Source organism: Streptococcus sp. CF8-6 (assembly GCF_024295845.1).
In the GTDB taxonomy this organism is placed as follows: domain Bacteria; phylum Bacillota; class Bacilli; order Lactobacillales; family Streptococcaceae; genus Streptococcus; species Streptococcus oralis_BO.
In genome coordinates this window covers 143,875-164,690 of record NZ_JANCOF010000001.1, presented here as the reverse complement: position 1 = coordinate 164,690, position 20,816 = coordinate 143,875, and the positions used below count along the sequence as shown (strand labels likewise).

Annotated in this window: 19 protein-coding genes and 1 riboswitch; of the genes, 3 read left to right on the top strand and 16 right to left on the bottom strand. The window is 44.3% G+C overall.

Annotated features, from left to right (window positions below):
- Positions 1 to 37 precede the first annotated feature (37 nt).
- From NML69_RS00745 to zapA, 4 genes are all read right to left on the bottom strand, one after another.
- Positions 38 to 1,360: a sodium:alanine symporter family protein gene (locus NML69_RS00745; RefSeq protein WP_254725013.1), complete on the bottom strand. Its 1,323-nt coding sequence runs from the start codon at positions 1,358 to 1,360 to the stop codon at positions 38 to 40.
- A gap of 88 nt (positions 1,361 to 1,448) precedes the next feature.
- A riboswitch (glycine riboswitch) is annotated at positions 1,449 to 1,537 on the bottom strand.
- A 167-nt stretch (positions 1,538 to 1,704) separates the two neighbouring features.
- Positions 1,705 to 4,041, bottom strand: coding sequence for an endonuclease MutS2 (locus NML69_RS00740; RefSeq protein WP_254725012.1), 2,337 nt, complete (start codon positions 4,039 to 4,041; stop codon positions 1,705 to 1,707).
- A 113-nt stretch (positions 4,042 to 4,154) separates the two neighbouring features.
- Entirely contained in the window at positions 4,155 to 4,703 is a 549-nt protein-coding gene (locus NML69_RS00735; protein WP_254725011.1) for a CvpA family protein, read from the bottom strand.
- Entirely contained in the window at positions 4,700 to 5,002 is a 303-nt protein-coding gene (gene zapA / locus NML69_RS00730; protein WP_000002028.1) for a cell division protein ZapA, read from the bottom strand. Before zapA ends, NML69_RS00735 begins: the two co-directional genes overlap by 4 nt.
- Positions 5,003 to 5,088: 86 nt before the next feature.
- On the opposite strand from zapA, the gene rnhC reads away from it, so the two are divergent.
- The 3 genes from rnhC to NML69_RS00715 all read left to right on the top strand — a co-directional run bounded on the left by rnhC (position 5,089) and on the right by NML69_RS00715 (position 9,087).
- Positions 5,089 to 5,970 carry a ribonuclease HIII gene (gene rnhC, locus NML69_RS00725; RefSeq protein WP_254725010.1) on the top strand — a complete coding sequence of 294 codons (882 nt, stop codon included), beginning with the start codon at positions 5,089 to 5,091 and terminating at the stop codon, positions 5,968 to 5,970.
- A 3-nt stretch (positions 5,971 to 5,973) separates the two neighbouring features.
- On the top strand, positions 5,974 to 6,588 hold the full coding sequence (lepB, locus tag NML69_RS00720) for a signal peptidase I (RefSeq protein ID WP_001083992.1): 615 nt from the start codon (positions 5,974 to 5,976) through the stop codon (positions 6,586 to 6,588).
- Between the two features lie 129 nt (positions 6,589 to 6,717).
- On the top strand, positions 6,718 to 9,087 hold the full coding sequence (locus NML69_RS00715; RefSeq protein ID WP_254725009.1) for an ATP-dependent RecD-like DNA helicase: 2,370 nt from the start codon (positions 6,718 to 6,720) through the stop codon (positions 9,085 to 9,087).
- A gap of 47 nt (positions 9,088 to 9,134) precedes the next feature.
- Here the strand turns inward: NML69_RS00715 and tig are convergent, their stop codons facing one another.
- The 12 genes from tig to gndA form a co-directional block, all read right to left on the bottom strand.
- Entirely contained in the window at positions 9,135 to 10,418 is a 1,284-nt protein-coding gene (gene tig, locus NML69_RS00710; protein WP_000116504.1) for a trigger factor, read from the bottom strand.
- 90 nt (positions 10,419 to 10,508) lie between these two features.
- Positions 10,509 to 11,165, bottom strand: coding sequence for a DNA alkylation repair protein (locus tag NML69_RS00705; RefSeq protein WP_198460104.1), 657 nt, complete (start codon positions 11,163 to 11,165; stop codon positions 10,509 to 10,511).
- Positions 11,166 to 11,798, bottom strand: a complete 633-nt coding sequence (locus NML69_RS00700) for a response regulator transcription factor (protein WP_198460105.1) — start codon at positions 11,796 to 11,798, stop codon at positions 11,166 to 11,168.
- A gap of 10 nt (positions 11,799 to 11,808) precedes the next feature.
- Positions 11,809 to 12,807: a sensor histidine kinase gene (locus NML69_RS00695; protein WP_198460106.1), complete on the bottom strand. Its 999-nt coding sequence runs from the start codon at positions 12,805 to 12,807 to the stop codon at positions 11,809 to 11,811.
- The gene (liaF, locus tag NML69_RS00690) at positions 12,804 to 13,502 is read right to left on the bottom strand and encodes a cell wall-active antibiotics response protein LiaF (RefSeq protein WP_198460107.1); all 699 of its coding nucleotides are present in this window, start codon (positions 13,500 to 13,502) and stop codon (positions 12,804 to 12,806) included. Before liaF ends, NML69_RS00695 begins: the two co-directional genes overlap by 4 nt.
- Before the next feature lie 166 nt (positions 13,503 to 13,668).
- Complete coding sequence (gene fni, locus NML69_RS00685; protein WP_198460108.1) at positions 13,669 to 14,670, bottom strand: type 2 isopentenyl-diphosphate Delta-isomerase; 1,002 nt, start codon at positions 14,668 to 14,670, stop codon at positions 13,669 to 13,671.
- Complete coding sequence (locus NML69_RS00680) at positions 14,654 to 15,661, bottom strand: phosphomevalonate kinase (RefSeq protein ID WP_254725008.1); 1,008 nt, start codon at positions 15,659 to 15,661, stop codon at positions 14,654 to 14,656. Before NML69_RS00680 ends, fni begins: the two co-directional genes overlap by 17 nt.
- A complete protein-coding gene (gene mvaD / locus NML69_RS00675) occupies positions 15,648 to 16,601 on the bottom strand; it encodes a diphosphomevalonate decarboxylase (RefSeq protein WP_254725007.1) in 954 nt (317 codons plus the stop codon). Before mvaD ends, NML69_RS00680 begins: the two co-directional genes overlap by 14 nt.
- Positions 16,583 to 17,461: a mevalonate kinase gene (mvk, locus tag NML69_RS00670; protein WP_254725006.1), complete on the bottom strand. Its 879-nt coding sequence runs from the start codon at positions 17,459 to 17,461 to the stop codon at positions 16,583 to 16,585. Before mvk ends, mvaD begins: the two co-directional genes overlap by 19 nt.
- Positions 17,462 to 17,578: 117 nt before the next feature.
- Positions 17,579 to 18,574, bottom strand: coding sequence for a choline-binding protein CbpF (gene cbpF / locus NML69_RS00665; protein ID WP_254725005.1), 996 nt, complete (start codon positions 18,572 to 18,574; stop codon positions 17,579 to 17,581).
- Between the two features lie 99 nt (positions 18,575 to 18,673).
- Positions 18,674 to 19,363, bottom strand: a complete 690-nt coding sequence (locus NML69_RS00660; protein WP_254725004.1) for a response regulator transcription factor — start codon at positions 19,361 to 19,363, stop codon at positions 18,674 to 18,676.
- A gap of 11 nt (positions 19,364 to 19,374) precedes the next feature.
- Entirely contained in the window at positions 19,375 to 20,799 is a 1,425-nt protein-coding gene (gndA, locus tag NML69_RS00655) for an NADP-dependent phosphogluconate dehydrogenase (protein WP_007518502.1), read from the bottom strand.
- Positions 20,800 to 20,816 lie beyond the last annotated feature (17 nt).

Below are 20,816 nucleotides of genomic sequence, written 5' to 3'. Positions count from 1 at the left end.
ATGAAATGAAAAAAATCACACTAAAAGTGTGATTGGGTTAGTGTTTAAAATACTTTTTAGTCTCAGCAATGACGACTGGTGATAAAACTAAGAGGGCAATCAAATTTGGCAAAGCCATCAAGGCATTGACGATATCAGCGATAATCCAGACCCTGTCCAGCTCGATAAACCCACCCAACAAGACCATGCTGACAAACACAATCCGATAAATCCAAATATAACGTACTCCAAAGAGAAACTCAAAACAGCGTTCTCCGTAGTAGTTCCATCCGAGAATCGTCGTAAAGGCAAAGAGTACAAGGAAGATGGTCAAAAGAGCAGGTCCAAAATGTGAAAAAACTGTTGAGAAGGCTGACTGAGTCAAGGCAACCCCATTTAAATCACCACTCCAAACACCAGTTACTAAGATTGTCAGACCTGTAAGAGTACAGATTATCAAAGTATCAATAAAGGTTCCTGTCATGGAAATCAAGCCTTGCTCGACAGGCTCATTTGTCTTAGCCGCAGCAGCTGCAATGGGAGCTGAACCAAGACCAGATTCGTTAGAAAAGACTCCTCTCGCCACACCATTTTGGATAGCCATCCGAATGCTGGCACCGGCAAAGCCACCTACTGCAGCAGCTGGACTAAAGGCTGAAGTAAAGATGAGGGCAAGTGTAGCTGGGACTTTCTCGATATTAAAGAGAATAACTGTAAGAGTTCCCAGAATATAGACAATAGCCATAAAAGGAACCACTGCTGTCGAAACTTTTGATATGGATTTGAGGCCACCAAAGACGGCAATCCCTACAAAAATGGATAAAATCAGAGCCGTGATAGCTGGATCAACTTGGGCTGTATTTTGAATGGATTCTGTAATCGAATTGACTTGGGTAAAGGTACCAATCCCTAGAAGGGCTACCAATACACCCGCTAGGGCAAAGAAGATAGCAAGTGGACGCCACTTTTCTCCCATCCCCAAAAGGATGTAATGCATGGGGCCTCCAGCTACAGCTCCATTTGCATCCTTTGTGCGGTATTTGATGGCCAGCAAGCCTTCGGCATACTTGGTCGCCATCCCAAAAAAGGCTGCCATCCACATCCAAAAGAGGGCCCCTGGTCCTCCAACCTTGATGGCAGTCGCGACCCCGATGATATTTCCCGTACCAACGGTGGCGGCTAGAGCCGTACACAGAGCAGCAAAGCTCGACACGTCACCATGTCCCTTGTCCTTGGTAAAGATCAACTGAAAGGCCTTAGGGAGACGAGCCACCTGCAAAAGGCCTAGTCGGATGGTCAAATAGATACCTGTTCCGACCAATAAGATCAAGAGGGGAGGCCCCCAAACGAAAGCATCAAGCGCTTTAAGCAATTCTAACATTTCCTACTCCTATCTTTCAACCCCAAAAGAAAGAGCACATGCAAGATACATGTACTCTGGAATGCTTAGATAAATACCCAAAACGGTCTATCTTAGCTCTGTCCTTTTACCTGAGAGTTTGAGCAGTTGCCTGCCTTGCCCCTTCGGTGCCTTCACGGTCTCTCCAGAGTTCCGTCCATTTACAGTCATGGAAAACAAACCTTTCTCCACTTCTATTAAACTTCGTTCGGTGTTGGTATTTAATTTTTTATTATTTTACAAGAAAAGTCAGCTTCTGTCAATATATTCTATGAAAATTTTTGGCTTTTCATTTCTTTTTCAGAAAGATTGACTCTTTCTTCTCTCTATCCTTTAAAGGTCACAATGGTGGCGCCACTGCCTCCAGCATTCTGTGGGGCATATCCAAAACTTTTGACATGCTTGTTTCTTTGTAGATATTTGGTGACGCCCTCACGGATGACACCCGTTCCGATACCATGGATGATGTCGACCTGCGCCATGTTATTGAGCAGGGCTTGGTCGATAAAGGCATCTAGCTCATTCATGGCTTCTTCGTACCGTTTGCCTCGGAGATCCAATCTCGCTTGCGGACCACGACCAGATGTACGTTTGACGACATTGACTTGTTTTTTCTTGACTGGGGCTTCTTGCTGACCCTGAACAAGGTCAAATTCTTTCTCTTCCAAGGTCATCTTGATCAAACCAACTTGGGCTTCCCAACGGCCGTCCTTAAGCTGATTGGTCAAGGTTCCACGTTGGCCATAACTGAGGACCACGATATCATCTCCCACCTTTGGAGCTCGTTTTTTCTTGGCCTTTTGAAGAACCTTGTTTTTAGACAAGTCGACTTTTTCAGGAGCTAGTTTTTTCAGTTCTGCCTTGGCTTCAATGATTTCGTGGGGCTTGAGTTGAGACTTGCTGTGAAGATTCTTGAGAATCTGGTCACTCTCACTTAGAGCGAGTTCCACAATCTCGGCAGCTTGTTCACGCGCCTTGTTGAGCTCAGTTTCCTTTTCACGATTGAGTTCGTTGTAGAGTTTTTTGAGCGCCCGGTTCATCTTGAGGTTTTCTTGCTCCACCTCACGGATATTGTCCAAGCGTTTACGGCTTTCAAGCGTTTGCTCTTCCAATTGTTCAATGATGCGGTTGACATCATTATCTTGATTGACCTGCTGGCTGGCATCTCCTACGATGACATCTGACAAGCCCAGACGTTTGGCAATTTCAAAGGCATTACTTCGACCAGGAACTCCCTGCATAAAGCGATAGGTCGGACGCAAGCTGGCTGTATCAAACTCCATGCTGGCATTTTGCACAAAGGCTGTTTCGATACCGTAGGCCTTGAGCTCTGGATAGTGGGTCGTCGCCATGGTCTTGACCTGACGGAGACGAAGATCCTCCAAAATAGCCATAGCAAGCGCTGCTCCTTCCTGCGGATCGGTCCCTGCCCCAAGCTCATCTAGCAATAAGAGCGAGTGCTGATTGACCTTGCCAAGAATATCTACGATATTGGTCATGTGACTGGAGAAGGTAGACAAGCTTTGCTCGATAGACTGCTCATCCCCAATATCCGCGAAGATTTCCTCGAAAACACCGACACGGCTCCCCTTATCAGCTAGAATGGGCAAGCCTGATTGGGCCATGAGTTGAGTCAAGCCCAGGGTTTTGAGCATGATGGTCTTCCCACCCGTATTGGGACCTGTAATGACAATGGCCGTTAATTCCTTACCAAAGTGTACATCGTTTGCGACAGCATTTTTGACCAAAGGATGGCGAACATGAAGGAGTTGAATCTCTTGGTTCTCTGAAAGTTGAGGAACAACTGCTTGTCTTTCTTGGATGAAACGCACCTTGGCACGAATCAGATCCAGATGGCCAATAATCCAAGCGTCATTAGCAATCTCTGCAGCATGAGGACGGACCCGTTCTGAAAGCTCCTGTAGGATGCGAATCATCTCATAGCGTTCATCAGCTCGTAAACTAGCGATTTCTTCGCTCAGCTTGACGACCTCACGTGGCTCGATATAGACCGTATTCCCACTGGCAGAGATGTCATGGACAACACCTGCAATCTTATTACGATAGGTATTCTTGACAGGTAAGACTTGACGACCATTTCGGCTAGCGATTATGCCCTCCGTCAACATCTGAGCTTTTTGTTTGAGCAAGTCTTGCAAGACATCTCGGACCTGACTCTCGCTATAATGGATTTTCCGACGGATGCGTGCTAGCTCTTCACTGGCGAAATTTTCGATAAATCCTGCATCATTTAGGGCTTGAAGACTCCCTTGCAAGTGTGGAAAATCATGTAGTTTTTCAAACCATCTTGCCAACTGCTCCAAGCGTACATTTTCAAGATTGGCATAAAAACTTTGCAACTCTCTGCTAGCCAGCAAGACTCGTTTGAGAAGCAAGAACTCCTCAATGTTGAGGTCCGCTCCCATCTCCAGACGCTTGCAAACAGCTGATATCTCACGCGTCGCTAGGATGGTAAAGTGAGGTTGCTCCACAAATAGAGCTTGCATTTCCTCCATCTCTGTAAAGGCTTGCTTGATCTTATCCACCTTGGCAGTTGGGGCCAAGCCTTTTAGCTCCTCTAGCCCTTGTTCTGTCAAAAGATGCGGTTCAAACAAGGCTTTGATTTTATTAAATTCTAAGGTTTCTAGTATTTTTGTATTCATATTCTTTCCTTGTATGCTTGTTTACAAGATTGTAGTGCCTAGAGGTTTTTGTACTTTACCTGACCCTAGTCGTCCAATCTGTAAACAAAGGGCTAGGAAAAATCCCGCCCTTTTTATCCGATTAAATTTGTCACCCAGAGTTGTTTGATAAGGTTTGTCGTAAAAGGGACACTTTGGATGATGTGTTTGGCTACTGTACTTTTTTCGAGTGAATTTTGAATGACTGCCAGAGGCACCGTTGCAAGGATGGTCAGAGCCATTTGCAAGACAAATAAGGTTACCAATAGAGACAAAATGCCTGATCCGATACGCAACCATTTGACATCGAGCTTTTTAGTTGGAATCAAGTGCAGGAACAAACCGATAAAACGTCCGATACTATAACAAATTCCGAAAACTAAAAGGTAGGCTAGGCCTGCATAAAAGACCTTGTCTAGGTGAAACAGCTGGTCTGAAGGGAAGAAAAAGGTGCCCTGTCCTTCCTGAGGATTGGCATAAGGGACAAGCAAGTGGAAATGGTCGCCCAGTGATTTATAAAACTGTCTCGCAACAAAGGCTGAAATCACTGCAACGAGGAAATAATAAACTTGCAGGACCAAACCTCTACGGTAGCCGATGTAAAAGCCCCAAGCAAGAACCAATAAGAGTAGGATTGAAATCATAGGGAATCCTCAATCTTGCTCTGTTCTTGTTTGACAGCAATTAACTTGTGGCGGAGTTCTAACAACTCTTGCTCCTTGTCATCAAATTCAATTTCACGATTGAGTTGTGTAGACAGACAGTTGACCGCCAAAAGAAGCGCAATGGTTTCATCATCCGCCCCAGGCATTTGTTCTTTAATTGCTTGGTATTTTTCAGTCGCAACCTTGGCAATTTCCTCCATAAAGAGGTTGTCATGCTCGGTTGTCAAGGTTAATGTCTTTTTCCCGAATGTAAACTTATATCGATTTAGATTTGCCATAAAATTCACCTCACGATATTATACCAAATTTCGCTAACTTTGTCAGTTTTTACCAATTCTCCTGCTTTTGTGGTACAATAGAGACTATGGCAAGTATCACACTCACACCAAGTGAACAGGAAATTCAGAGCTTTTTAAGTCAGTATCAGAAGGCTCTCAGTCCTAGTAAAAATCCCTATATCCGCTATTTTTTGCGCTTTCCTCGGGCAACGGTTTCCATCTATACTTCTGGAAAAGTCCTCCTGCAGGGCGAAGCTGCTGAGCACTACGCCAATTTCTTTGGCTACCAAGTTCAACAAGAAAACAGTGGACAAGATTTTCCTATAATCGGTACCGATGAGGTGGGAAATGGTTCCTACTTTGGGGGGCTAGCTGTTGTGGCTTCCTTTGTGACACCTGATCAGCACGACTTCTTGCGAAAATTCGGCGTAGGGGATTCAAAAACCTTGACTGACCAAAAGATTCGTCAGATTGCCCCTATCCTCAAGGAAAAAATCCAGCACCAAGCGCTCCTCCTTTCACCGAGCAAGTACAACGAAGTTATCGGAGAGCGTTACAATGCTGTTTCTGTAAAGGTTGCCCTTCACAATCAGGCTATCTTTCTCCTGCTTCAAAAAGGAATCCAGCCAGAAAAAATCGTGATTGACGCTTTTACAAGTCCTAAAAACTATAACAAGTACTTGGCACAAGAAGCCAACCGTTTTCCAAACAAAATTAGCTTAGAAGAAAAAGCCGAGGGCAAATACCTGGCTGTTGCAGTTAGCTCCATCATCGCGCGTGATCTCTTCCTCGAAAACTTGGAAAATCTCGGACGAGAACTAGGCTATCAACTGCCAAGTGGCGCTGGAACTGCATCTGATAAGGTTGCTAGCAAAATCCTTCAAGCCTATGGTATGAAGGGACTTCATTTCTGTGCCAAACTGCATTTTAAAAACACTGAAAAAGCCAAAACACTTCTAGAAAGGTGAATCATGAATTCGTTTAAAACATTTCTAAAAGAATGGGGAGTTTTCTTCCTGATTATCGCACTGGTCGGTCTTAGCCGTATCTTTCTTTGGAGCAATGTTCGTGTGGAAGGACACTCTATGGACCCTACCCTAGCCGACGGAGAAGTTCTCTTCGTTGTCAAACACCTCCCAATTGACCGCTTCGACATCGTGGTTGCGCACGAGGAAGACGGAAATAAAGACATTGTCAAAAGGGTTATCGGCATGCCTGGTGATACCATCCGCTACGAAAATGACAAACTCTTTATCAACGGTGAAGAAACGAATGAACCTTACCTAGCTGAATATCTCAACTTGTTCAAAACAGAAAAGTTACAAAACACCTATACTGGCAAAGGATTTGAAGGCAATAAGGGAGTTTACTTTAGAGAACTTGCTCAAAAGGCACAGGCTTTTACAGTTGATGTCAATTCCAATACCAGCTTCAGCTTTACTGTCCCTCAAGGCGAATACCTTCTCCTTGGTGACGATCGTCTAGTCTCTAGCGACAGCCGCCATGTCGGTACCTTCAAGGCAAGCGATATAAAAGGTGAAGCAAAATTCCGTTTCTGGCCACTTAACCGTATCGGAACTTTTTAAGATAAGGAAGAGGCCGAGAATGCTAAGTCTTAGCCTCTTTTTCTATTGCGAGAAGAAGACCTTTTAGTCTCCTAGCTTGTTGAAAGAAGCTAAGGGTACAACTCTCACGAACTCATGTAAAGGAAACCTATGGAAGTTTATTTTTCAGGCACCATTGAACGGATTATTTTTGAAAATCCCAGTAATTTTTATCGCATTCTCCTCCTAGATATTGAAGATACGGACGCAGAGGACTTTGACGATTTTGAAATCATCGTTACAGGAACCATGGCGGACGTGATTGAAGGGGAAGACTACACTTTTTGGGGGCAAATCGTTCAGCACTCCAAGTATGGGGAACAGCTTCAGATCAGCCGTTATGAACGCGCAAAACCAACTAGCAAGGGCCTCGTCAAGTACTTTTCCAGCAGCCATTTCAAAGGAATTGGTCTCAAAACGGCCCAAAAAATCGTTGATAGCTATGGTGACAATACCATTGATGAAATTCTGGAACATCCTGAAAAGCTAGAAGGCATCTCAGGACTCTCTGCCAAAAACCGTGAGGCTTTTGTTTCCACTCTTCGTCTTAACTACGGAACCGAGATGGTCTTAGCTAAACTAGCTAACTACGGCATTCCCAATAAACTGGCCTTTCAGATTCAAGACTTTTACAAGGAAGAAACCCTTGATGTTGTCGAAAACTATCCCTACCAACTAGTTGAGGATATCAAGGGCTTGGGATTTACCATTGCTGACCAATTGGCTGCAGAACTAGGCATCGAAAGTCAAGCTCCTGAACGCTTCCGTGCTGGCCTTGTTCATAGTCTTTTTCAGGGATGTATGGATAGGGGCGATACCTATATGGAAGCCCGAGATTTGCTGGAACAAACCCTGACTCTCCTCGAGTCTTCCCGTCCTGTGGAACTGGACCCCAGCCAAGTAGCTCAGGAATTATCTCATCTGATCGAAGAAGATAAGGTTCAACAGGTGGATACTAAAATCTTTGATAACAGCCTCTTTTTCGCTGAAGAAGGCATTCGCAGTCACTTGGTTCGTATCCTTGAAAAAGAAGAGCAGAAAAATCAGGATTTGGAAACCATTCAAAAGCATATCGCTACTGTCGAGCAAGAATTAGGTATCCAGTACGATGACATTCAAAAGCAGGCTATCTGTGACGCTATCCAGAACAAGGTCTTTATCCTAACAGGTGGACCTGGTACTGGTAAAACGACTGTTATCAATGGGATTATCGCTGTTTATGCCCTCTTAGAAGGGCTTGATCTCAGGAAGAAAAGTAGTCTGCCTATCCTTCTAGCAGCTCCAACTGGTCGAGCCACTCGGCGCATGAATGAATTGACAGGTTTGCCTAGCGCGACCATACATCGCCATTTGGGGATGACGGGAGACGATGATACCAGTCATCTAGAAGATTATCTGGATGCCGACTTCATCATCGTGGATGAGTTTTCTATGGTGGACACTTGGTTAGCCAACCAACTCTTCTCCAACATCTCTTCTAACAGTAAAATCCTCATCGTGGGAGACAGTGACCAGTTGCCTTCTGTTAGTCCCGGACAAGTCCTTGCTGACCTGCTCCAGATACCCCTGATTCCGCAGACGCGTTTGGAACGGATTTACCGTCAGAGCGAAGAATCAACTATCGTTACCTTGGCGAGTCAGATTCGACAAGGCATCTTGCCAGCCGACTTTACCCAGAAAAAAGCTGACCGTTCCTACTTTGAAATCGCTAGCGGCCATATCCCAGCTACCATTGAGAAAATCCTCGGTGCTGCCCTCAGAAGTGGCATTCCGGCGCGCGATATTCAGGTGCTAGCGCCTATGTATCGAGGAACTGCTGGTATTGACGCCATCAACCAACTCATGCAAGAACTGCTCAATCCTCAGCAAAAGGGGCAAGTTAGCTTTGAAGCAACTCAGTGTCACTATCGAACAGGGGACAAGGTTATTCACCTAGTCAACGATGCCGAAGTCAATGTCTTTAACGGAGACCTAGGCTACATCACAGACCTGATTCCTGGAAAATACACCGAGTCCAAACAAGACGAGATTGTCATTGATTTTGATGGAAATGAAGTCATCTACCCACGTAACGAATGGTACAAGATTCGACTAGCCTATGCCATGAGCATCCATAAGTCTCAGGGAAGTGAGTTTCCCGTTGTCATCCTGCCCATCACCAGTGCTAGCAAGCGCATGCTAGAGCGAAATCTCATCTACACAGCCATTACACGGGCCAAGAGCAAGCTCATCCTTCTTGGCGAGTTACAGGCCTTTGACTATGCAGTCAAGCATATCGGGACTGCTCGCAAGACCTATCTGATTGAACGCTTCAGTGATTTAATTGAAAATAATATTGAAGAAAGTAAACAAGCCTTCTCTGAAACTGCCACAGCAAGTGACTCTGAACACTCCTACATCCTCACCGAGGAAAACTGGTCTAGCATCCCAGCCATGATCGGGATTACAGATGCAGACTTAAAAGAGATTTTTGGAAAATAGTGCAACAGAAAACCCACCTAGACAGGTGGGCTTTTTCTCTTTTAAAATTATTTTACTGTTGCTGTGCTTGTGATCAATTCAACAGCTTTTTTAATAGTGATATCGTGTTTCAACATGTCAGCTGAAAGCAAGTTTTGTACTTGTGCAACTTCCATGTTGTAGTCTGCTGCCAATTGCTCGATTTCTTTTTGGATTTCTTCTTCTGAAGCGTCAAATCCTTCAGCTTTCGCAACTGCTTCGATAACAAGGTTAGTCTTCGTACGTGACTCAGCTTCTGCTTCGTATTGTTTGTGAAGGTCTTCTTGAGTAGTTCCAGTGATTTGGAAGTACATGTCAGGGTTGATACCTTGACGTTGCAAGTTTCCAAGGAACTCATTTACTGAGCGGTGAACTTCTTCGTGGATCATTTCTTCTGGAAGTTCTACGATTTCAGCGTTTTCTACAGCTTTATCGATTGCTGCACCTTCAACGGCATCTTTGTAAGCTTCTTCTTTCGCAGCAGTCAATTCTTTGCGGTATTTTTCTTTCAATTCGTCAAGAGTTTCCACTTCTTCGTCGATATCTTTTGCAAGTTCATCGTCAAGAGCTGGAACTTCTTTAGCTTTTACTTCGTGAATAGTTGTCACGAATTTAGCTTCTTTACCTGCAAGATCTTCTGCTTGGTAGTCTTCTGGGAATGTTACGATAACATCAACAGTTTCGCCAGCTGAGTGTCCAACCAATTGGTCTTCAAAACCAGGGATGAATTGACCTGATCCAAGTCCAAGTGAGAAGTTTTCACCTTTTCCACCGTCAAATTCAACACCGTCGATAGAACCAACGAAGTCGATGACAACAGTGTCGCCATTTTCAGCAGCACCTTCTTTGATAACCAATTCAGCCAAGTTGTTGCGTTCGCGTTCGATACGCTCTTCAACGTCAGCGTCTGTTACTTCTTTTTCTACATCTACTGATACTTCAAGGTTTTTGTAGTCACCCAATTTAACTTCAGGTTTTGTCACGACTTCAGCAGTGATAACCCAGTCTTGACCTTTTTCCATTGAAGTCACGTCAATTTTTGGTTGTGCAACTACTTCAAGACCAGCTTCTTTTACAGCTGCTTCATAAGCGTTTGGCAAAAGTGCGTTCATTGCATCTTGATAAAGAGCTTCTTCACCAAATTTTTGGTCGAAGATAGGGCGTGGAAGGTGACCTTTACGGAAACCAGGAACGTTAAGAGTTTTCTTTACTGAGTTAAATACACGGTCCAATTCTGGTTTGATTTGGTCTTGAGAGATTGTGAAAGTCAAGACACCACGGTTTGTTTCTTTGTTTTCAAATGATACAGACATTCTGTCATTTCTCCTTAAAATTTTTAATACATTCCATTATACCATATAATAGCGACTTTTTTCAAGTAATGAATGCGCTTTTCAATAGTGCTAGAGGTACTTGCTCGCTTCCTTGATACTAAGTTCAGCCATTCTTTTCTTATTTTTTTCAATAAAACGTGCTACCCATTCGGGATTGGTTTTAGAGTAGTCTCTTAGAGTCCAGCCGATGGCTTTGTTGATGAAAAATTCTGTCTGGTCCAGATTGTTGAGCAGGATCTTTTCCATCAGTTGGACATTCGTTTTCTCTTTTCTTAACAACTGGTGGTCAATAGCGACTCGTCTCAGCCAGATATTGTCTGAGAGGCTCCATTTTAAAAGCACTTCTTCAAGTTCCGGATGGTCGGCTACCAAACTTCCTACTACTCGGTCTAGGATATCTACCGTGTCCCACCAAGACTTGGTCACGACCAGGTACTCAAGCTTAGGCAAATCATCCTTCGCTAGATAAGATTGCATAGCTTTCAAATAGTTGGCAGCTACATATTGGTATTCTCTAGGCTCCTTTTCCCAGCAGATATCTACAAAATCCCAGTCAATAACTCTTGTTTTTTTCGCGCTTGGAAAGTACTTTTTATAGAGAGCATTTCTTTCAGGACCTGCAATGCCTAGAAAGGGAAATTGATGGCGCATATAGGCTTCCATGGGGCCTGCTTTTTTCGGATTTTTTGCTGCTTCTAGCTCCTCAAGTAAATCTGCAAGACTCATCTAAAATTCCTCCTGCCCGACCAAGTGGTGCTGGAAGGCATAGACCGCTGCCTGAGTCCGATCACTGACCTCAAGTTTGGCTAGGATGTTGGACACATGGGTCTTGACCGTCTTGAGAGAGATAAAGAGTTCATCTGCAATCCGCTGATTTTCGTAGCCCTTGGCGATGAGTTGAAGTACGTCTCGTTCACGCGCAGTCAGCTCCTCATGAAGCTCCATATGATTACGGTGGTATTCGACTTTCTTGCTGACCTCTTGTTCAATGGCCAGCTCGCCAGCAGCCACCTTACGGACAGCATGGAGCAATTCATCTGCACTTGAAGTCTTAAGCATATAGCCTTTGGCACCAGCATTCAAGACTGGCATGATTTTTTCATTGTCCAAGTAAGAGGTCACAATCAAGATTTTGGCTTCAGGCCATTCTTTGAGGATGGCCAAGGTAGCATCAATCCCATTCATCTCAGGCATGACAATATCCATGACAATGACATCTGGGCGCAGTTCCAAGGCCAAGTCAATACCTTGAGCCCCATTGGCAGCCTCGCCCACAACTTCCACATCGTCTTGGAGATCAAAATAGCTTTTCAAGCCCAATCGAACCATTTCATGGTCGTCTACCAGTAAAATTTTCATCTCTACTCCTTTATGATTCCTTGTCTAGCAGGGGAATACGGATATCAACTGCCAGTCCTTGCTTAGGTGCTGTCAAGAGTTGAACAGTCCCTGCCATATCCTCGACCCGCTCCTTAATATTTCGCAGCCCATAACTCAAGTCATCTAAACTCCCTAACTGGAAACCAATCCCATTGTCCACCACCTTCAGCTGCAATTCAACATCCGTCTGATAGAGGTAGACATCTAGACAAGAGGCCTGAGCATGGCGAAGGGTATTGCTGATCAACTCCTGCAAAATGCGAAAGATATGTTCTTCGATTTTCTTAGGCAATTTAGACACGTTTTGCTTGAGACTGACCTTGAGATCGCTCTTGTCCTCAAGCTCTTTTAAGAGGATTTGAATCCCCTCAACCAAACTCTTTTCTTCCAACTCTACAGGTCGCAAATGTAGTAGCAAGACCCGCAGATCTTTCTGGGCTGTCTCTAGGATGGCCGCGACACTTTGCAACTGGGTCTGCATCTTTTCTCTATCCAGCTTCAAAGCCTGCTGACTGACACCTGATAAAATCATGTGAGCCGCAAATAACTCCTGACTAACTGTATCGTGCAAGTCACGTGCTATTCGCTTCCGTTCTTTCTCTATGATTTCTTCTTCCTTGACGAGGCCTTGATTTTCAACCTTTTGAACAGCCTCAGTCAAGAGATTGAGCTTGCCAGACAAGGACTTGAAGCTGGCATCCAAGTCTGGATCTGCAAAGGAAACTACCTCTTTTCCTGCTAGTAGTCGCTTGAGATTAACCTGCATTTTTCTGCGAGAGACTTCTTCTATCACACGCCAAAAGAGGACAAAAAAGAAGGTCATGGAAAGGCTAAAGACCAAGATCAAGAAGATGAGTTTCTCTGTTTTCTCGATATCCTGTAGCAAATAGGACCAATCAAGATTTAAAATATCAAGCAGACTATTGGTTAAAAAGAGGATAAAAAGGAGAGAAGTCAGGCCGATTATCAGATAGGATTGCTTTTTCATCCTCTGACCACCTCCACATCGCCAACCATAGTAGTTAGGAAAATTTTGACGCTCTTGTTACTCTTGAGATAGTCTCTGGTCTCCTGATGATAGTGTTCATTGCGAAGGGATTTCTTAGGTTGATGAAGGAAGGTAAGATCTCCATAGAGGCAGTTGACACTGAGGCTGATTTCCACATCTACAGGTACGATAATCCTAGTCGTTCCGACCATCTTTCTAAGGATAATGACATTGTCATGATTGGTTAGGATAACTCTTTCTAGATGAATGGTGTCCTTGCCCATGAGGCGAAAGAGGTTGATATCGTCAAATTGGCAGGTCTGGTGACTAGAGAAATGATGGAGATTGCCAAACCAAGGATTGTGTTCATTTTTAACTGTTACCACCTCTTCAAAGACCAAATCCGTATCCTCTCTTTCTTGATTCATCATTGGATAGAGAAGAAAGAGACTATAGATAACTGCCACAAAGATAGCTAAAATCACAAAGGGATTGAGCATGACGATGAAAAAGAAAAGAATAGTCGCCACAAGGAGGAACACATTGTTGTCCTCTTTACCTGTATAATAGCGGAGCAAGAGCAAAAAGAGGAATAGAATCAGCAGAAAACGCGAAAAATGCTCTGATACCATCAAAATCAGAGCTCCCGTCAATAGACAGGCTTCAATAAATAAAAAGATTTGAAATTTTTTCATAGATGCATCCTCTCCCTTCTATTTTATCACAATTCAGAAAAGTCACCTCGGTCTGAGGATGGAAAAAGGAGATTGGACAGAAATCACTCCTACAAGCTAGGTTTCATCAACTCACCACAGTTGGCAAAAGGCTACAAAAAAGGGCGGGATTCTTGTCCCGACCTCTCTACATCTGATCTTTTGCTTCTTTTAGTTTACCGTAAAGAATATAGTCTACGTTTTGCAGATCTGCTATGGTTGCACAATTAAGGGCACACATGATCAAGCGCAGATCTTCTTTCCAGCCTTGGACAATGCCAATCACCTCTTCGACGGAGTAGGTTTCAATCAACTCTAGAACGATACGCGACAGTCCTACAGCCTTAGCTCCAAAGACCAGGCACTTAATCATATCAAGAGGATTTCGAACCCCTCCGCTAACCAAAAGTTCGACCTTGTCTTTCCAGTCTTGGGCATTGAGAAGGGCTTGCATAGTAGACTGGCCCCATTGATTGAGGTAATCACGCTGGCCACTGCGACGGTTTTCGATATAGGCAAAGCTGGTGCCACCACGACCTGACAGGTCCACTGTACGAACACCAAGTTCATAGGCTCTTTCGATGGTCTTCACATCCATCCCAAATCCCACTTCCTTTAAAATGATTGGAACGGGGATTTGGTTGCTATAGTCTGCTAGATGCGATTGCCAAGTTCGAAACTTTCTTTCTCCCTCGGGCATGAGTAATTCCTGCATGACATTAACATGCACTTGCAGGAGAAGAGGATTCATCGCTTCTACAGTCTGAAGTCCTAACTCAACAGGCTTGTCCAATCCAATATTGGTTCCAAGGAGGAGCTTTGGATGGCTAGACTTGACAGAAAAAGAGTCATCTGTTGGATCTTTGAGGGCTGCGCTATATGATCCCGTCACAAACAAAATCCCACAGGCTTCTGCCACCTGAGCCAGCTTTTGATTGATTTCTCTCCCCTTATCGCTTCCACCTGTCATGGCATTAATATAAAAAGGAAAGTCCCACTTTCGACCTGCAAATTCTGTAGACAAATCAATCTCAGCCAGGTCATAAAGAGGCAGGGAAGAATGAATCAACTCTACCTCATCAAAGCTGTTATAGTAACTTTTTTGCTCAAGGGCATAGCGGATGTGCTCGTCCTTACGATTTGTCGTCATGTCCAATCCTTTCTTGGTATAAGAGCTCAATCCCCAGATTGGCCCAGCGATTTTTTATGGTTTCAGTCGATTGCGCATCAAAACTCAAGGCAATGCCACAGTCACCACCACCAGCGCCACTACTCTTGGCAACAGCCTGCAAATCTTGACTGGCTTCTTTCAACTGTCTCAGCGAAGGCGTGTAAATATCTGGGCTCAAACCTTCTAAAAGTTGACTGGCTACTTCTACTTGCTCGATAACTTTTTCGGCTTTCCCCAACTCCAAGGCTTCTACCAAAGCAGACACCGTTGCTTTTGAGGAAGTTAAAAAATTCTGATTGATATTTTGCTTGATTTGCTGGACCATGTTACTAGACACAGCTACTTGCTTGGTCCATCCCACTAAGAAATCACATTCTAAGGTTGGTTTCACTTGTGAGATAGAAAAGCCCCAATCACGCTCCAAAACTGTCGCCAAGCTTTCTTCTTCCAACCACGTAGCTATCTTCTTTCGATCAAAAGACTGGTAGAGAACCAAATCCTCTGCCACAATACAGGCTAGATCTCCCATAGAACCATTGTCGCCTCGCTTGAGCAAGACCGCGCTTGCCAGCTTGAACAAGAGTTTCGGATCAACTGTAATATCATATAGAACCAGCAGGGCCTTGATCACCAAGACAACGACGCTACCACTAGAACCCAGACCAAACTTTTTGCCTTCTCGTTCCATTTTTCCACGTATTTCCAAGGAAAAAGGTCGCAAGGTCTTGCCATGGTAAGTAAGAAAATCTTCCACTAGAGCAATCGTTTCTTGAATCAAGCTATAGGCAGGATTTGGCGTCAAGTCCACTGCAAAGTCAAACATGTCTGAATAGATACGGTAGCTATCAGAAAAAGCAATCTCAGCCTTCATATAGATGGGGATGGCCTTTATCAAGGCTAACTGTCCTGGCTCTAAAATAGCATATTCACCTGCCCAGTATAGTTTTCCGCAAGTTTTAACAGCAATCATCTTGACTCAAATCCTTTGTTTTTGACACAATCAAGCGGTAACGTTGACCGAAGATTTCTGATAAATGCTCCAAGTCTTTCTCCTGACAGAGGACCTTGACATTGGGACCAGCATCCATAGTAAAGTAGCAGGCTTCTCCTTGCTCACGAAGCTGGCGGACAAAGTCCATCGCTTCATAGGACGCATCCGTCAGATATGAAAAGGCTGGCGATGCTGTTTTGGTCGTAGCATGCATAGCAAGGGCATTTTTCTCCGTTAGTTCCCCAACCTTGGCAAAGTTATTCTCTTTGAGATAAACCAGCATATCTTGATAATCTTTCTCAGACTGGCGCACCCAGTCATCAAAGGTCGTCGAGGTTTCCACACAGAGTTTCATCCCATCACGGCTAGAGATTGGTTTTTTCTTGTCTTCTAGCACCAACATAATCATAGCTAGTTTCAGGTCTGTATCTACAGGGTAAATCTCTCCACTATCCTTGTCCCAGGCACCTAGCGGACCATAAAAACTGCGAGAGGAAGAACCTGAGGCAAACTTAGCCTCCTGCGCCAACTGGCTCCGATTCAAACCAAGCTGGAAATAAGCATTGCATGCCTTGACCAAGGCGGACAAACCACTAGAACTGGATGATAAGCCCGCTGCGGTAGGCATATTGTTTTGAGTATCAATACGGACAAAACCTTCCCCAGCCGGACGGTAGCGGTCAATGATTTTGCTCATCTTGGCATGCTCGGCCTCACTCTGAAGCTGACCATTGATATAAAAGGCATAAGCAGTCGCATCCGTCGGTAAAGGCGACAAAGTCGTCTCTGTATACATGTTTTCCAAAGTCAGAGAGATGCTACTAGTAGCAGGAACCATCTCTTTTTCTTTTTTCTTTCCCCAGTATTTGATAATGGCAATATTTGCGTAGGAACGTACTGTTACAGGCTTTCGATCCATGTCTGAACAGCTCCTTTCTCTTCTAATCGTTTTGCTAGTTCTTGCGCTTGGTCCAGATTAGCTACCAAGGCGATAATACAGCCCCCAAGTCCACCACCACTCATCTTGGCACCTAGAGCACCATGTCTCAGAGCCGCTTCAACGAGGGAGTCTGCCTCAGGGCTACTGACACCAATTTCTTTTAAATGTAAATGAGCTTGACTGAGGATTTGTCCCAGTCCCTCAGCATCTTTTCGTCTAATTGCCTCTTCTGCCTGCTGGGTCAATTCTCCCAAGGCATGCAAAAACGGCAGAGCATCCTTCCTCTTGCTTTGAACGACTTGGATAGCTTCACGAGTGTGACCATACACGCCCGTATCAGCAATCACCAAATAGGCAGATAGATTCATCTCAAGTTCTGTAAAACCAAGGTTCTTGATAAAGCGAATAGGTTGGTCACTAAGACAGGTCTTGGCATCCAAACCGCTTGGATTCATATGGGCAATCATCTCAGCCCGATTGACCAGGATTTCCAATACATCATGAGGCAGGTCGGCTTGATAATAGTCAAAAACCGCTCGAATGGCTGCTATGCTGATAGCCGCTGACGAACCCATCCCTCGTTTTTCAGGGATAGCCGAGTCAATCTCACAGCGAATGCAGGCTTCTTTGATATCCAAATACTCCAGCGAAGCATAAACTGCCATGGACAAGGTATCCTCCTCATAGAGACGCCAAGGACTCGCTGTAGGAACTACCTTACAAGTCACCTCCACCTCTAAAAGAGGCAAGGAAATCGCAGGATAGCCGTATACGACCGCATGCTCTCCTATTAAAATAATCTTACTATGTGCCTGACCGACACCAACTTTTTTTGTCATGTTTTCCTTTAACCAGACGGAAAGACCGTCTCATTTCATACAGTAGTATTTTCTCCTATCTATTTTATTATATTTTCACAAAAAAAGCGATTGTTTCCTTCACAATCGCCTCTTTCATTATTGGACCCATTCGCCATTATAGTTGACTGAATAGCCTTCTACGGTCGTATTCACTGCCAAAGCACCTGAGCTGTAAGCGTAGTACCATTTGCCATTAACCTGGAACCAACCAGTCTTCATATCGCCATTACTTGCATTTAGATAATACCAAGTCGAACCTTCCTGATACCAGCCAGTCGCCATAGCTCCTGATGAACGGAGATAGTACCACTTGTTCCCAAGGTATTGCCAGCCCGTTTTCATATCGCCATTTGGATCGTCTAAATAGTACCAAGTTGAGCCTTCCTGATACCAGCCAGTGGCCATTGCTCCTGATGAACGGAGATAGTACCAGTTATTGCCAAGTTGTTTCCAACCAGTTTGCATTCTAGCAGTTGTTGGATCTAGATAGTACCAAGTTGAGTTATCATTGATCCAGCCACGTACTGGCTCCCCAACCGTTAAGCTGTCGATACGAGCATCGAAGCTACCATCCTCCTGTAAATAATACCAATGCCCTTCGTCAGAAATCCAACCAGTTTTTAAGGTATGATAGCTACGCTGATCTTCAAAATAATAGACTCGTTTCTCTGCTGGACTATCATATTGTTCCCCATGATGTTTGTTGGTATTTGTAGCAGTTTTTGCTTCTAAAACTTGCTTGCCAACAAACTCTTGTAATACTCCATCTTGACCAAAGTAAAACCAATCTGGTCTAAAAGCAACATCTTGCCTTAGAGAAGAACCAATCGTAACCCCTTTGTGTGGAGCAGGTATATATTGCCAGCCGACAACCATTTCTCCAGATAAAGGATCAAAATAATAGTACTTCCCATCAATCACTCGCCAGTAGGTTTCTTTGAGTTCTCCCTTCTTGTAGTAGGTTCTACCATTTTCTTGGACAAATTGCCAGCCTTCCGAATCAGCATCATCCGCAAAGACGGTGCTTGTCGCTAGCAAAGCAAAGAAAAAGACTGCGAGTAAAACTTGCATCATTATTTTAAATTTTTTCATTCGATCTTTCCTCCATAACTGACTGTAGCAAAGACTCTACTGTATGTCAATATATAGAAATTGCTCAAAAAAAGCAGTTACACAACTGCAACTGCTTTTCTATTCTTGCATGGTGTACCCGACACCACGCACGGTTTTAATGTAGCTTTTTTGACCTTTTACATCAAGCTTGCTACGTAGATAACGGATATAAACATCCACAATATTGGTTTCTGTCGCACTTTCGTACTTCCAAACACTTTCCAATAACTGCTCACGAGTCAAGACCTTCTTGCTTCCCATGAGAGTGGCCAAAAGGTCATACTCACGGCGCGTCAGAGCAATCATCTCCTCGCCACGATAAACGGTATGATGTTCTACATCCATACGTAAATTGCGGTAAGACGTTGGGACCTTCATCTGGCTACAGTGTTGGTCGATAAAGTCCCGACCTCGGAAAATCGCTGAAATACGAGCCACCAGCTGATCAATAATCACTGGCTTATAGATGTAAGAAACGGCGAAGCGCTGGATTGTCTCAATCTGGTCTTGCAATTCTTCGCGATGGTCCAAGACCATGATCACTGAGGCAGGTTTTGTCCGACTCAGCTTGTCTGCAAAATCTTGGACCGTCATACCCCCCAGACGAGCATTCAGTAAAATCAAGTCATAATCTGTCTGGAGAGCCATGGAGAGGGCTTTTTGCCCCTCCTCGACCAGATCAACACGGTATTGCTCTTTTTGGAGTTCCAGACTGAGAAAATGAGCGAGATTTCGTTCTTTCTCAAGTAATAAAATCCGTTTCCCCATGGCAGACCTACTTATTTTTCGTCATACCAAGAGTAGTGGAAGATTCCTTCTTTGTCTTTACGTTGGTAAGTGTGGGCACCAAAGTAGTCACGTTGTGCTTGGATTAAGTTAGCAGGAAGGTCTGCTGAACGGTAGCTATCAAAGTAAGTAATAGCTGCTGAGAAGGTTGGCACTGGTACACCAGCTTGAACAGCAAGAGCTACGATATCACGCACTGCTTGTTGGTACTTAGCAGTAACATCCAAGAAGTACTCATCCAAGAGAAGGTTGGCAAGATCAGCATCGCGGTTGTAGGCATCTGTAATCTTTTGCAAGAAACGAGAACGGATGATACAGCCATCACGCCAGATAGATGCGATGTCCGCAAATGGCAAGTTCCAGTTATTTTCTTTAGAAGCCACACGCAATTGGGCAAAACCTTGTGCGTATGAAATGATTTTTGAGAAGTAAAGGGCTTGACGGATCTTTTCGATCAACTCAGCCTTGTCACCTTCAAATTTGAAGGCAGCTGGTTTTGGAAGGACCTTGCTAGCATGTACACGCTCTTCTTTGTATGTAGAGATGTAGCGGGCAAATACTGACTCAGTGATCAGTGACAATGGCACACCAAGGTCAAGTGCTGATTGGCTAGTCCATTTACCCGTTCCTTTGTTTCCTGCAGCATCCAGGATGTAGTCTACGATTGGTCCATCTTGACCTTCATCATCTTTACGGCTCAAGATATCAGCTGTGATTTCGATCAAGTAGCTGTCCAACTCACCCTTGTTCCACTCAGTAAAGATTTCAGCCATGTCTTCTGCAGAAAGGCCAAGCAAGTGTTGCATGAGGTCGTAGCTTTCTGCGATCAATTGCATGTCACCATACTCAATACCGTTGTGGACCATTTTCACATAGTGACCAGCTCCATCAGGACCGATGTAAGTCACACATGGTTTGCCATCTTCTGGTGCTTTAGCTGAGATTTCTTCGAGAACGTCCGCAACCAATTCGTAGGCTTCTTTTTGTCCACCAGGCATGATAGAAGGACCTTCAAGGGCACCTTTTTCACCACCAGAAACTCCAGTACCGATAAAGTTGATACCTGAGTTTGCCAATTCTTCATTACGACGGATGGTATCTTTGTAGAAAGTGTTTCCTCCGTCAATCAAGATATCACCCTTGTCAAGGTGGGGAAGAAGGGCTTGAATAGTAGCGTCTGTACCAGGCCCAGCTTGAACCATGAGCATGATACGACGTGGTTTTTCGATTGAGTTTACAAAACTTTCAACGTCATAGCTTGGCACAAAGTTCTTTTCAGGATGGCAGGCAATTACGTCTTCTGTTTTTTCTTTACTACGGTTGTAAATGGCAACTGTATAGCCACGAGATTCGATATTTAGGGCAAGGTTACGACCCATTACGGCCATACCAACGACACCAAAGTTAGCTTTTGTCATGTGACACTCCTCTTATT

Bases quoted from the DNA above. Each gene is read 5' to 3' on its own strand.
- NML69_RS00745 (WP_254725013.1), bottom strand. From the start codon at position 1,360: ATGTTAGAATTGCTTAAAGCGCTTGATGCTTTCGTTTGGGGGCCTCCC.
- NML69_RS00740 (WP_254725012.1), bottom strand. From the start codon at position 4,041: ATGAATACAAAAATACTAGAAACCTTAGAATTTAATAAAATCAAAGCC.
- NML69_RS00735 (WP_254725011.1), bottom strand. From the start codon at position 4,703: ATGATTTCAATCCTACTCTTATTGGTTCTTGCTTGGGGCTTTTACATC.
- zapA (WP_000002028.1), bottom strand. From the start codon at position 5,002: ATGGCAAATCTAAATCGATATAAGTTTACATTCGGGAAAAAGACATTA.
- rnhC (WP_254725010.1), top strand. From the start codon at position 5,089: ATGGCAAGTATCACACTCACACCAAGTGAACAGGAAATTCAGAGCTTT.
- lepB (WP_001083992.1), top strand. From the start codon at position 5,974: ATGAATTCGTTTAAAACATTTCTAAAAGAATGGGGAGTTTTCTTCCTG.
- NML69_RS00715 (WP_254725009.1), top strand. From the start codon at position 6,718: ATGGAAGTTTATTTTTCAGGCACCATTGAACGGATTATTTTTGAAAAT.
- tig (WP_000116504.1), bottom strand. From the start codon at position 10,418: ATGTCTGTATCATTTGAAAACAAAGAAACAAACCGTGGTGTCTTGACT.
- NML69_RS00705 (WP_198460104.1), bottom strand. From the start codon at position 11,165: ATGAGTCTTGCAGATTTACTTGAGGAGCTAGAAGCAGCAAAAAATCCG.
- NML69_RS00700 (WP_198460105.1), bottom strand. From the start codon at position 11,798: ATGAAAATTTTACTGGTAGACGACCATGAAATGGTTCGATTGGGCTTG.
- NML69_RS00695 (WP_198460106.1), bottom strand. From the start codon at position 12,807: ATGAAAAAGCAATCCTATCTGATAATCGGCCTGACTTCTCTCCTTTTT.
- liaF (WP_198460107.1), bottom strand. From the start codon at position 13,502: ATGAAAAAATTTCAAATCTTTTTATTTATTGAAGCCTGTCTATTGACG.
- fni (WP_198460108.1), bottom strand. From the start codon at position 14,670: ATGACGACAAATCGTAAGGACGAGCACATCCGCTATGCCCTTGAGCAA.
- NML69_RS00680 (WP_254725008.1), bottom strand. From the start codon at position 15,661: ATGATTGCTGTTAAAACTTGCGGAAAACTATACTGGGCAGGTGAATAT.
- mvaD (WP_254725007.1), bottom strand. From the start codon at position 16,601: ATGGATCGAAAGCCTGTAACAGTACGTTCCTACGCAAATATTGCCATT.
- mvk (WP_254725006.1), bottom strand. From the start codon at position 17,461: ATGACAAAAAAAGTTGGTGTCGGTCAGGCACATAGTAAGATTATTTTA.
- cbpF (WP_254725005.1), bottom strand. From the start codon at position 18,574: ATGAAAAAATTTAAAATAATGATGCAAGTTTTACTCGCAGTCTTTTTC.
- NML69_RS00660 (WP_254725004.1), bottom strand. From the start codon at position 19,363: ATGGGGAAACGGATTTTATTACTTGAGAAAGAACGAAATCTCGCTCAT.
- gndA (WP_007518502.1), bottom strand. From the start codon at position 20,799: ATGACAAAAGCTAACTTTGGTGTCGTTGGTATGGCCGTAATGGGTCGT.